The sequence below is a fragment of the uncultured Acidovorax sp. genome (assembly GCF_964021665.1).
In the GTDB taxonomy this organism is placed as follows: domain Bacteria; phylum Pseudomonadota; class Gammaproteobacteria; order Burkholderiales; family Burkholderiaceae_C; genus Acidovorax; species Acidovorax temperans.
In genome coordinates, this window is sequence record NZ_CAXIAK010000006.1 from 1 (window position 1) to 12,315 (window position 12,315).

The 12,315-nt window shown below is 57.2% G+C and carries 12 protein-coding genes; 6 read left to right on the forward strand and 6 right to left on the reverse strand.

Going from position 1 to position 12,315, the window contains the following annotated elements; genetic code table 11:
* The first annotated feature begins 198 nt into the window (after positions 1 to 198).
* From aat to AADJ04_RS02195, 3 genes are all read left to right on the forward strand, one after another.
* Positions 199 to 939: a leucyl/phenylalanyl-tRNA--protein transferase gene (aat, locus tag AADJ04_RS02185; protein WP_341238603.1), complete on the forward strand. Its 741-nt coding sequence runs from the start codon at positions 199 to 201 to the stop codon at positions 937 to 939.
* Positions 940 to 949: 10 nt separating this feature from the next.
* Positions 950 to 1,693, forward strand: coding sequence for an arginyltransferase (locus AADJ04_RS02190; RefSeq protein ID WP_207374353.1), 744 nt, complete (start codon positions 950 to 952; stop codon positions 1,691 to 1,693).
* A 66-nt stretch (positions 1,694 to 1,759) separates the two neighbouring features.
* Positions 1,760 to 2,554: an IclR family transcriptional regulator gene (locus AADJ04_RS02195; RefSeq protein WP_341238604.1), complete on the forward strand. Its 795-nt coding sequence runs from the start codon at positions 1,760 to 1,762 to the stop codon at positions 2,552 to 2,554.
* Between the two features lie 50 nt (positions 2,555 to 2,604).
* Here AADJ04_RS02195 and AADJ04_RS02200 read toward each other — a convergent pair whose 3' ends face one another.
* From AADJ04_RS02200 to AADJ04_RS02225, 6 genes are all read right to left on the reverse strand, one after another.
* Complete coding sequence (locus AADJ04_RS02200) at positions 2,605 to 3,729, reverse strand: serine hydrolase (RefSeq protein WP_341238605.1); 1,125 nt, start codon at positions 3,727 to 3,729, stop codon at positions 2,605 to 2,607.
* Positions 3,730 to 3,844: 115 nt separating this feature from the next.
* The gene (locus tag AADJ04_RS02205) at positions 3,845 to 5,383 is read right to left on the reverse strand and encodes a 2-isopropylmalate synthase (protein WP_341238606.1); all 1,539 of its coding nucleotides are present in this window, start codon (positions 5,381 to 5,383) and stop codon (positions 3,845 to 3,847) included.
* A 207-nt stretch (positions 5,384 to 5,590) separates the two neighbouring features.
* Complete coding sequence (gene pssA / locus AADJ04_RS02210) at positions 5,591 to 6,424, reverse strand: CDP-diacylglycerol--serine O-phosphatidyltransferase (RefSeq protein ID WP_066787937.1); 834 nt, start codon at positions 6,422 to 6,424, stop codon at positions 5,591 to 5,593.
* 187 nt (positions 6,425 to 6,611) lie between these two features.
* Complete coding sequence (gene ilvC / locus AADJ04_RS02215) at positions 6,612 to 7,628, reverse strand: ketol-acid reductoisomerase (RefSeq protein ID WP_044396339.1); 1,017 nt, start codon at positions 7,626 to 7,628, stop codon at positions 6,612 to 6,614.
* 50 nt (positions 7,629 to 7,678) lie between these two features.
* Positions 7,679 to 8,170 (reverse strand): acetolactate synthase small subunit, encoded by a 492-nt coding sequence (ilvN, locus tag AADJ04_RS02220; protein WP_044396337.1) that lies wholly within the window; start codon positions 8,168 to 8,170, stop codon positions 7,679 to 7,681.
* Between the two features lie 139 nt (positions 8,171 to 8,309).
* On the reverse strand, positions 8,310 to 10,091 hold the full coding sequence (locus AADJ04_RS02225) for an acetolactate synthase 3 catalytic subunit (protein WP_341238607.1): 1,782 nt from the start codon (positions 10,089 to 10,091) through the stop codon (positions 8,310 to 8,312).
* Between the two features lie 287 nt (positions 10,092 to 10,378).
* Between AADJ04_RS02225 and AADJ04_RS02230 the strand changes: the two genes are divergently transcribed.
* From AADJ04_RS02230 to AADJ04_RS02240, 3 genes are read left to right on the forward strand one after another with little or no spacing between them, the layout of a single operon-like run.
* The gene (locus AADJ04_RS02230) at positions 10,379 to 10,948 is read left to right on the forward strand and encodes an RNA polymerase sigma factor (protein ID WP_044396330.1); all 570 of its coding nucleotides are present in this window, start codon (positions 10,379 to 10,381) and stop codon (positions 10,946 to 10,948) included.
* A complete protein-coding gene (locus AADJ04_RS02235) occupies positions 10,945 to 11,382 on the forward strand; it encodes a DUF3619 family protein (RefSeq protein ID WP_066696526.1) in 438 nt (145 codons plus the stop codon). The genes AADJ04_RS02230 and AADJ04_RS02235 overlap by 4 nt, the downstream gene beginning before the upstream one ends.
* A 29-nt stretch (positions 11,383 to 11,411) precedes the next feature.
* Positions 11,412 to 12,308, forward strand: a complete 897-nt coding sequence (locus tag AADJ04_RS02240; RefSeq protein WP_341238608.1) for a DUF3106 domain-containing protein — start codon at positions 11,412 to 11,414, stop codon at positions 12,306 to 12,308.
* Positions 12,309 to 12,315: the final 7 nt, after the last annotated feature.

Sequence of the window (12,315 nt, forward strand, 5' to 3'; positions counted from 1 at the left end):
GACTGTTAATCCGTAGGTCCCTGGTTCGAGCCCAGGTCGAGGAGCCAATTAAAAACCCTGCACTGCACAGTGCAGGGTTTTTTTTTGCCCGAACATCCATGCAGACGACAAATACGGAATCATGGCCCACTCCACCTAAAAAAACGCTAGCTTATTCATCCTTAAACCGATCGCTGGAAATTTCTATCTGCATCACCTATGGACGTCGCACTGCCTTGGCTCGCCCCTGGGGACCCATTCCCCACACCTGAATCCGCATGGGGACTTGATACACCGGCGCCGGGACTACTGGCCGCAGGGGGTTCACTCGATACCGAGACTTTGTGTCGTGCCTACGCTCAAGGCACTTTCCCCTGGTTTAGCGATGGTCAGCCCATACTCTGGTGGGCTCCAGACCCACGGATGGTGCTCCAGGTGAACCAGTTCAAGCTACACCCATCGTTGCGCAAGACTCTCAAAAAATTCCAAAATTCGCCAGCGTGCTCAATCACTGTAGACAAAGCGTTCTCACGGGTGATCCGAACTTGTGCCACCCAGAGTAGGAAAGGTCAAAACGGTACGTGGATCGTTCCATCCATGGTGGAGGCATACGAACAACTTCATGCACTGGGCGTAGCGCACAGCGTGGAAACCTGGGTCGATGACAAGTTAGTCGGAGGTCTTTACTTCGTATCCCTGGGCAAGGCGGTGTTCGGCGAATCCATGTTTGCACATGCGACAGACGCCTCGAAAATTGCACTGGCTGCATTGGTGTGCATGGCAAAAGCGCAGGGCGTGCCTTGGATCGACTGTCAACAAAACACCAGACACCTGGCATCCTTGGGCGCAGCAGAAATACCACGCAAAACATTCGTTGCTGACATCCAGGCCCTTTCAAGCGAACCGGACCCTCTCTGGGTTTTTGAATCCGTATACTGGTCGCAGTTACTGCCCCGCTGACTCACAAGGCATGACGCAACTCAATGAACTGCCACTGCACACGCTGCAGTACTACGCTACGGCGCCCTACCCCTGCAGCTACCTGCCAGACAGGGTGGCACGCTCACAAGTAGCGACCCCCAGCCACCTTATTCAGAATTCCGTTTATTCGGACTTGGTGAACAAGGGATTCAGGCGCAGTGGCATGTTCACTTACCGCCCATATTGCGATAGCTGCCAAGCCTGCAAGCCATTGCGCATCGTTGCTGATGAGTTCTTGCCTGACCGCAGTCAGCTGAGGGCGCATGCACGCCATCAGCACCTGCAAGCCCACATCTTGCGTTTGTGCTTCCTGCCCGAGCACTATCAGCTGTACCAGCGCTACCAAAAAGCCCGACATCCTGGTGGCGGTATGGATCAGGACAATATTGACCAGTACACGCAGTTTCTGCTGCAAAGCCGAGTCAATTCGCGATTGGTGGAATTTCGAGAGCCTGGGCATGACGGCATACCGGGAACACTCAAAATGGTCTCCATTCTCGATGTGCTAGATGACGGGATTTCGGCGGTCTACACGTTCTTTGAGCCAGATGAGCGTTCAAGCTACGGGACTTACAACGTGCTCTGGCAGGTAGCACAGGCACGAAAACTGAGCCTCCCTTATGTTTACTTGGGGTATTGGATCCAAGAAAGCCCAAAGATGGCTTACAAAGCCCGCTTCAAACCCAGCGAAATCCTGGAAGACCAGCGCTGGCAGCGACAGGCATCTGGCTGACACGCACGCAAGGCGGGATCACATTTCACAAGGTAAGATGCAACAGCACGTGCTGCGTCATAGCCCATGAAAAAAACAGATTCAGATATCCCCGCGAAACCAAGCGTACAAGTCCTTGAACGGATGTTCACCCTGATAGATGTCTTAGCCTCACGCGAAGATGCCATCTCATTGAAGGAAATCAGTGAAAAGACAGGGCTGCACCCCTCCACCACACACCGCATCCTGAACGACTTGACCATCGGTCGATTTGTTGATCGACCAGAATCTGGCAGCTATCGCCTAGGAATGCGCCTGTTGGAGCTGGGCAATCTCGTCAAAGCCCGCTTGAGCGTGCGAGATGCTGCATTGGTGCCTATGCGCAACCTGCACAAGCTCATCCAACAACCCGTCAACCTGAGCATGCGCCAGGGAGACGAAATTGTTTACATCGAACGGGCCTACAGTGAGCGATCTGGTATGCAAGTGGTTCGCGCCATTGGCGGCAGAGCGCCTTTGCACTTGACCTCTACCGGAAAATTGTTTTTGGCGCTGGATGACCCGCAACGCGTCCGCGCTTACGCAACCCGTACTGGGCTAGCCGGGCACACCCGCAACAGCATCACCCAACTACCCATGTTGGAGCGCGAGTTGGCAAAAGCCCGGCAATATGGCATTGCTCGTGATAACGAAGAGCTGGAATTGGGTGTTCGATGCATTGCCGCCGGCGTTTATGACGACCAAGGCAAACTGGTGGCAGGCCTTTCGATTTCTGCACCAGCGGATCGGCTGGACGAAGGCTGGCTGCCAAAACTTCAGGCCACAGCGCAAGAAATTTCATTGGCACTGGGATACATGCCCGGCCGCACAGCGAGCCCCTGAAATAGCAAAGCCCAGGGCACCTTCGATGCCTTGGGCTTCAAAAGCGCCGGCTATGAGCCGTGGCTTCCTTTTTGGGCCGTCATCTTGGGCGCTCCAAAAGCGCGGGCTGACTCAACCCAGTTTCTCACCCGCTCTGCATCTCCCAGGCGGCTGAACTTACCCGCAGAGTCCAGGAAAACCATGATCAGCTTGCGCCCTGCAACCTCAGCCTGCATCACCAAGCAACGACCCGCTTCCGAGATGTAACCAGTCTTCTGAAGACCGATGTCCCAAGTAGGGTTTTTCACCAGACCATTCGTGTTGTTGTACTGCAGCGTCTTGCGCCCTACAGCCACTTCATAGCTGGGCGACGTAGACAACTCCCGGAGCACTGGGTCCCCGTGTGCCACATTCACCAAAGTGGCAAGGTCACGTGCACTGGCTTGGTTCTGGCTTGATAAACCAGTCGGTTCCACATAACGCGTATCTGTCATGCCAAGCATGCGAGCCTTCGCGTTCATGAGGCTCACGAACGTAGCCAGACCGCCGGGGTAAGTACGTCCGAGGGCATGCGCCGCACGATTCTCGCTGGACATCAACGCCAAGTGGAGCATCTCGCCACGGGTCAGAGTAGTACCCACGCTCAAACGGGACCGGCTTCCCTTCTCTGTGTCTACATCATCCTGGGTGATGGTGATGGGTTCATCCATCGGTAACTTGGCCTCGCTGATGATGAGACCTGTCATCAGTTTAGTGAGGGACGCAATCGGCAAAACAGCATGATCGTTCTTGCTCAGCAACACTTCACGCGTATCTTGGTCAATGACCAAAGCAACGCTCGACTTCAAATCCAGGGGATCAGACACCTCGTGCAACCCAGCCATCTGCCCAAATGACAACTTGGCCGGGACCACCGGAGCGCGCGAAACAGCCGAAGCCTTGACGGGGCGAACTCCGGCTTTCGCACTCGCGCGCCTGCGGTCGTTGGCCTGGCGATCAGAAGAACGCAGGGTCACGGCCACACGGCGATCTGCAGTTTTTTTGGTGGAGGCGGTGGCTGAAGGTGCCACCTTTTTGACGGTAGCTCGCTTGCGCTCTGCGGCATTCGCGGAAGGGGCAATGAGCGCGGAACTGACGATGACAAGACCCAAGATGGAGGCAATCCGGCTCACTGCGGTGCGAAAGCGATGTTGCATCCAGGTGCTCCAAACGTAAAGGAATGTGTGGCAGTGTACAGAATCAAAAAAAGTCGCGCAAGATCAAGACCTTGCACGACTTTTAACGAAATTGGTTGAATTATAAATTGCTTACTCAACCTTGGGCGGCCACTCTGTCTGCTTTACTTTGTAATTTATTCAGCGCGCTGAGATAAGCTTTGGCAGAGGCCACCACGATGTCAGGGTCGGCACCCACGCCGTTGACGACGCGGCCGCTGTTTTGCAGTCGCACCGTCACTTCGCCTTGACTCTCTGTGGAGCCACTGATGGCGTTCACAGAATAGAGCACCATCTCGGCACCACTTTTGACGTGCGACTCGATGGCCTTCAAAGATGCGTCCACAGGACCGTTGCCAACAGACTCTCCACGCACTTCCACGCCATCTACCGTGAAAACTACGCGGGCACGTGGCTGCTCACCAGTTTCACTTTGCTGGGCCAACGACACAAACCCATATTGCTCGCGCTCACTGGTAACACTCTCATCGCTCACCAGGGCCAGAATGTCCTCATCAAAGATCTCGCTCTTGCGATCAGCAAGTTCTTTGAAGCGGGTGAACGCCGTGTTGAGTTCCGTCTCGCTCTCAAGACTGACGCCCAGTTCCTGCAAGCGTTGCTTAAAGGCGTTACGCCCACTGAGCTTGCCCAGCACGATCTTGTTGGCGCTCCAGCCCACGTCTTCCGCACGCATGATTTCATAGGTGTCACGGGCCTTGAGCACACCGTCCTGATGAATACCAGAAGCGTGTGCAAAAGCGTTGGCGCCGACCACCGCCTTGTTGGGCTGCACCACGAAGCCAGTCGTCTGGCTGACCATGCGGCTGGCCGCCACGATGTGCTGGGTGTCGATCGCCAAATCCAGGTTGAAGTAATCACGACGGGTTTTGATGGCCATGACCACTTCTTCCAACGAGCAATTACCAGCGCGTTCGCCCAGCCCGTTGATGGTGCATTCCACCTGACGCGCACCACCAATCATCACGCCGGCCAGCGAGTTGGCTACAGCCATGCCCAAGTCGTTGTGGCAATGCACAGACCAGATGGCCTTGTCGCTATTGGGAATGCGCTCACGCAGCGTTTTGATGAAGTTGCCGTACAGCTCAGGAATTGCGTAGCCCACCGTATCGGGCACGTTGATGGTGGTTGCGCCCTCGGCGATGACCGCCTCCAGCACACGGCACAGAAAATCTGGCTCGCTGCGGTAACCATCCTCAGGGCTGAACTCGATGTCGGCCACCAAATTGCGGGCAAAGCGTACCGATTGCTTGGCTTGCTCAAGCACCTGCTCCGGAGTCATGCGCAGCTTCTTCTCCATGTGCAACGGAGACGTGGCGATGAAGGTGTGAATGCGCGCTGAATTGGCACCCCTGAGAGCCTCGGCAGCACGGGAAATATCGCGGTCATTGGCGCGGGACAGCGAGCAAATGGTCGAGTCCTTGATGGCATTGGCAATCGCCTGCACTGCCTCAAAATCACAGTTCGAGCTGGCAGCAAACCCGGCTTCGATCACGTCCACCTTCAGACGCTCCAGCTGGCGCGCAATGCGCAGCTTCTCGTCTTTGGTCATGGAAGCCCCGGGGGACTGTTCACCGTCACGCAAAGTGGTGTCGAAAATGATGAGTTTGTCTGCCATGTCGTCTCTCCTGGTACTGGTGGGGTTAACCCGCAACGCTTGAAATTGGATGCCCAAAGAAAAAGGCCCGTTGCGGGTGCATACGGGCCTTTGAGAAAAAGTGTGCGCGTGCGCCTACCGTCTCCGCCCGTGGGGAGATAGCAGTAGAGCCAGTGCAAACATATTCATGCATTGCAATGTAGCACAAGTCATCCATCTGCCTTACCCTCATTTGTGAAGCCCACGCTCTTCGGGCTCATCGGTGGAGGTGCTGATCACACTGCTATGCTGACCCTTGGCCTTGCGCCAGGCATAAACGCCATAGCCGCTCATGCCATACAGAACAAAAATGCCAAACAGCACGATGGGGGGATGGATATTGATGACGGCAATCACCAGCGCGATGAGCACGATGGCTGCGAAAGGCACGCTCTTTTTCATCTGCACGTCTTTGAAGCTGTAGAACGGCACATTGGTGACCATGGTGAGACCCGCATACAGCGTGAAGGCAAACATGATCCACGTGATCTGCGACCAGCTAAGCCAAGAATCCTCACCCGGCCGCACGCCCAGTTCGGTCATCAACCAAATAAAGCCAGCCACCAACGCCGCAGCCGCAGGAGATGGCAGGCCCTGGAAGTAACGTTTGTCCACGACCCCAGTGTTCACATTGAAGCGAGCCAGACGCAACGCAGCGCAAGCACAGTAGACAAACGCAGCGGTCCACCCCCAATTGCCCAAACCCTGCAACGCCCACTCATAGGCAATCAGGGCCGGTGCGGCGCCAAACGACACCATGTCCGAGAGCGAATCCATCTGTTCGCCAAAGGCACTCTGGGTGTTGGTCATGCGGGCCACGCGCCCATCCAGGCTATCGAGCACCATGGCACAGAAGACACCCACAGCGGCCATGTCGAAGCGGCCATTCATGGCCATCACAACGGAATAAAAGCCCCCAAACAAAGCCGCCAGCGTGAACAGATTGGGCAAGATATAGATACCCTTGCGCCGCTTGCGCACCGAGACACCGTGGTTGTTGCGGGACTCGTTACCATCGTGCATCAAACAAACCTCCAGCGCTTTGTGGACAAGCGCAAACAGCTATTGTATTTGTAGCAACGCAGAATCCCGGGAAGCTGCGATGTCCACCGCCCTCGAACGGGCAAAGAACGAGTGTAGCCGTTACCCATGCTGTGATAGACCAATGAAAAGGGCCACCGAAGTGGCCCTTGGATTCTGCAAGGCAGGATCAGTTGCGGGTCTGGTCCACCAGCTTGTTCTTAGCGATCCAAGGCATCATGGCGCGCAGCTGAGCGCCCACCACTTCGATGCTGTGGTCGGCGGTGTTGCGGCGGCGGGCGGTCATGCTTGGATAGTTCAAGCGGCCTTCCTGGATGAACATCTTGGCGTAGTCACCGTTCTGGATACGCTTGAGCGCATTGCGCATGGCGGCGCGCGATTGCTCATTGATCACTTCAGGGCCGGTCACGTACTCGCCGAACTCGGCGTTGTTCGAAATCGAGTAGTTCATGTTGGCAATGCCGCCTTCGTAGATCAGGTCCACGATGAGCTTGAGCTCGTGCAGGCATTCGAAGTAGGCCATTTCAGGAGCGTAGCCAGCTTCAACCAGGGTTTCGTAACCCATCTTGATCAGCTCGACAGCACCGCCGCACAGCACGGCCTGCTCGCCGAACAGGTCGGTCTCGGTTTCTTCCTTGAAGTTGGTCTCAATGATGCCGGCCTTGCCGCCACCGTTGGCCATGGCGTAGCTCAAAGCCAGGTCACGGGCCTTGCCGGACTTGTCTTGGTGCACAGCCACCAGGTGGGGCACGCCGCCACCTTGGGTGTACGTGTTGCGCACAGTGTGGCCGGGAGCCTTGGGGGCGACCATCCACACGTCCAGGTCGGCGCGGGGCACGACCTGGTTGTAGTGAACGTTGAAACCGTGGGCGAAGGCCAGCGAGGCACCTTGCTTGATGTTGGGGGCCACGTTGTTGTTGTAGACCTCGGCGATCTGCTCATCAGGCAGCAAGATCATGACCACGTCAGCAGCCTTGACTGCATCGTTGACTTCCATCACGGTCAGGCCAGCCTTGCCAACCTTGTCCCAGGAAGCGCCGCCTTTGCGCAGACCCACCACGACCTTCACGCCGCTATCGTTCAGGTTTTGCGCGTGGGCGTGGCCCTGCGAGCCGTAGCCGATGATGGCAACAGTCTTGCCCTTGATCAGGCTCAGATCACAGTCTTTGTCGTAGAAAACTTTCATGGGTAGCTCCGGTTGAAATACGTTGTAAAGGATAAAAGTTCGGGATTGTCTTACACGCGCAAGATGCGCTCGCCGCGGCCAATGCCGCTGGCGCCCGTGCGCACGGTTTCCAGAATGGCAGCACGGTCAATGGCTTGCAAAAAGGCGTCGTTCTTGGACTGATCGCCAGTGAGCTCGATGGTGTAGCTCTTCTCGGTCACGTCGATGATGCGGCCGCGGAAGATGTCGGCCATGCGCTTCATCTCTTCGCGCTCCTTGCCCACGGCACGCACCTTCACCATCATGAGCTCGCGCTCGGTGTAGGCGCCTTCGGTCAGGTCCACCACCTTCACCACTTCGATCAGGCGGTTCAGGTGCTTGGTGATCTGCTCGATCACGTCGTCAGAACCCGTGGTCTGGATGGTCATGCGCGACAGCGAGGGGTCTTCCGTGGGGGCCACGGTCAGGGACTCGATGTTGTAGCCACGGGCAGAGAACAAGCCCACAACGCGGGACAAGGCGCCCGCTTCGTTTTCGAGCAAAACGGCAATGATGTGTTTCATGATGAGGAGATCCCTCTTTTCGCTGCCCTCCCCTGCGCACGGTAATGCGCAGGCTTGACAGACAATAGATTCGTCGAAAGGCGCTATCAATTAGATAGCTACTAGCGCTTTACAGAAAAGCGCTGGAGGCCGATTTTGCTTAAAGGTCTTCCGAACCCAGCAGCATTTCGGTAATGCCCTTGCCGGCCTGCACCATCGGGAACACGTTCTCGGTGGGATCGGTACGGAAGTCCAGGAACACGGTGCGGTCCTTGAGCTTGCGGGCTTCGCGCAGTGCAGGCTCCACGTCCTGAGGGCGCTCAATGAGCAAGCCCACATGGCCATAAGCTTCTGCCAGTTTCACGAAGTTGGGCAACGCGTCCATGTAGCTGTGGCTGTAGCGGCCCGAGTATTCAATCTCTTGCCACTGGCGCACCATGCCCAGGTAACGGTTGTTCAACGCACAAATCTTGATCGGTGTGTTGTACTGCAGGCAGGTGGACAGTTCCTGGATGTTCATCTGCACCGAGCCTTCGCCGGTGACGCAGAACACTTCAGCATCAGGCTTGGCCAACTTGATACCCATGGCGTAAGGGATACCCACGCCCATCGTGCCAAGACCACCCGAGTTGATCCAGCGGCGCGGCTCATCAAAGCGGTAATACTGGGCAGCCCACATCTGGTGCTGACCCACATCCGACGTGATGTAGGCATCCGCGTCTTTAGTCATGTTCCAGAGCGTTTCAACCACGTACTGGGGCTTGATGACATCAGGCGAGCCCATGTCGTACTTGAGGCACTGGCGGCTGCGCCAGGCTTCAATCGTGTCCCACCAAGCCGACAGCGCACCCGCATCGGGGCGTGTGCTGCTTTCGCGGATCATGGAAATCAGCTCGGTCAACACATCTTTGACGTCGCCCACGATCGGCACGTCCACCTTGACGCGTTTGGAGATGCTGGAAGGATCGATATCAATGTGGATGATCTTGCGATCGTTTTGCGCAAAGTGCTTGGGATTCCCGATCACGCGGTCATCAAAGCGCGCCCCCACCGCCAGCAGCACGTCGCAGTTCTGCATGGCGTTGTTGGCTTCAATGGTGCCGTGCATGCCCAGCATGCCGAGGAACTTGCGGTCAGAAGCCGGGTAAGCCCCCAGGCCCATCAGCGTGTTGGTGACGGGGTAACCCAGCATATCCACCAGCGTGCGCAACTCGTTCGTCGCGTTGCCCAGCAACACGCCGCCACCGGTGTAGATGTAGGGACGTTTGGCGGCCAGCAGCAGCTGGAGCGCCTTGCGAATCTGGCCACTGTGGCCCTTGCGCACGGGGTTGTAAGAGCGCATTTCTACGCTTTGTGGATATCCTGTGTAAGGCACCTTCTTGAAAGAGACATCCTTGGGGATATCCACCACCACCGGCCCTGGACGGCCAGAACGGGCAATGTGGAATGCCTTCTTGAGCGTCATGGCCAGATCGCGCGGATCTTTGACCAGGAAATTGTGTTTGACGATGGGGCGCGTGATGCCGACCGTATCGCATTCCTGGAAAGCATCCAGACCAATGGCTGCCGTGGGCACCTGACCAGAGATGATCACCATCGGGATGCTGTCCATGTAGGCGGTAGCGATGCCGGTCACGGCATTCGTGAGGCCCGGGCCGGATGTCACCAATGCCACACCCACTTCACCGGTGGCGCGGGCATACCCGTCTGCAGCGTGCACTGCGGCCTGTTCGTGGCGCACCAGCACATGCTGAATGGTGTCTTGCTTGTAGAGAGCGGCGTAAATATCGAGAACAGCTCCGCCTGGGTACCCCCAGATGAACTGAACGTTCTCTGCTTGAAGCGACTTGACGAGAATCTCGGAACCCATCAGATCCTGCGAAGCGTTCGCGGATGCCTGTGCAGCGGCTGCCACTGCGAGTTCTGCTTTGGAAATTTCCATGATCAACCTTTGTGAATTTCTCTAACGAAAAACCTTGGGTGCTCCTCGCACGCGCTCTTGTGAAGCCAGCTTGGAACTTGAGGCCAAGGACATAGGCGGGATGATTGCCGCGCCGGACCGTGACCCGTTTGCCTTTTGAATTGCTCACAGATTATCGCACTGCAACACAAGCTCACACGCTGCCTTTCAAAAAAAACATCAAAAATGAGATAATCGAGGGCTTACCAGCCTGTGGGTGTTGTTAGCACCACCAACCATGGCGTTGCACCATTGCGGGCCCATTTGTCTTGGCAACTGAACAAGAACTCTCCGATTTCCTCAAAAGCGTAGAAAAGCGCGCATTCAAGCGCTCGCTTTACCACGTGCGTAACGAGGAGGCGGCCCTGGACATCGTGCAAGACAGCATGCTCAAGCTGTCGGAGCACTACGGGGACAAGCCGGTAGCAGAGCTACCCATGCTGTTCCAGCGCATCCTTTCCAACTGCACCCTGGACTGGTTTCGCAGGCAAAAGACCCGCAACGCACTGTTTTCGAACATGAGCGACTTCGAAGGCCCAGGCGAAGATGGCATGGATTTTGATTTGCTAGAGGCATACTCTGGCCCAGACAACGGAGAGCGCGCAGAAAGCGCCGAAGACGAAACCACACGAGCCCAGACGTTTCGCGAGATAGAAACAGAGATCCAGGAGCTCCCCGCGCGTCAACGGGAGGCGTTCCTCATGCGTTACTGGGAAGAAATGGATGTTGCAGAAACGGCCGCCGCTATGGGCTGTTCCGAGGGAAGCGTAAAAACACATTGTTTCAGAGCCATCCAGACACTGAGCAAGGCACTCAAGGCCAAAGGAATCGAGTTATGAACACCGCACCCCACCCCTCTAACGACGCAGCCGCAGACCTGTTTGCTCGCCGGGTTGCGGCACGGATGACGCAAGGCACTGAAGACCTGCCCTACGACATCAGCGAACGCCTGCGGGCCGCTCGCATGCAGGCACTGGCCAAGCGCAAAGTGGTAGCACCGGTGCGCAAAGCAGCTCCCGTGGTGCTGCACTCCGGCTCCACAGCTATTTTGGGACGCGGAGGTGACGGCGGGTGGTGGAACGCGCTGGTATCGGCCATCCCCCTCATGGCACTGGTGATTGGACTATTCGCTATAAACGCAGCCCAAGACGAAAATGGGCTCAATGAAGTGGCGGAAGTGGATGCAGCCCTGCTCACCGACGACCTGCCCCCTGAGGCATATGCCGATCCAGGGTTCATGCAATTTTTGAAGACTGCTGCTGCGCGCAACTGACGCGCTTTTACCCTCCGCCCACGGCCTGCATGCAAACAGAACAAACCGCCGCGCTCACCAACACGCCAGCCATCGTGCTGGCTTTGGTGCTTTTGGGCGCGATGGCGGTTGCGAGCGTACAGGTAGCGCAGTACGTTCTTCTTGCTCCAGGCACGCTGCTGCCTGCAGCGCCTTCCAAGCCCGTTACCAAGCTGCGGCCTGCTGCGGCTACGGTACTTCAGCCTTCAGAGGCATTCACCGAAATGGCCTCGGGCCCTGGTTGGGAAACCCTCACAACACCCCAAAAACTGGCGCTCTATCCGCTGGCAGAGCGATGGGCTGTTTTGAGCGAAAGTCAAAAGCGCCGCTGGCTTGCGCTGGCACAGGCCTTTGAAACGTTGCCGCCTGAAGAGCAGGAGAAACTGCACAACCGCATGACCGAGTGGTCAAGCTTGAGTGCTCGACAACGCAGCCAGGCACGCCTGAACTATGCAGACGCGCAGCGGCTGGCACCCAATGACAAGCGGGCCCACTGGGAGGCTTATCAGGCGCTGAGCGATGAAGAAAAGCGCTCACTGGCTGCTGATGCTCCCACCAAGCCAGCGGGAGCGGCGCCTGCTTTGCGCCCCGTGTCTCCCAAGAAACTGGTGCAAGTTCCCGCAGCCACGCAAGCAGGGCCGGCCCGAGTCAACCCACCCAAGATCACACCGACGGACCCTCACCTGCCGCGCACCTTGGTGGTAGTCCCCGTGCCAGCAAGCACCCCACCAGCGGAGCCTGCCCGAGCACCAGCGGCACCCATTGTGGTGGAGACGACCCCGGTTTCCACGCCTTCGGCCACCCCCTCCTCGCTGCCTCCGCTGCCGAGCGGTCCGACTGCATCGGAGCCCGCACCAGCCCCTGCGCCGCAACCCCGGCCGGAAGATATTGGCTACCAGCCGCAGTGATACTCTT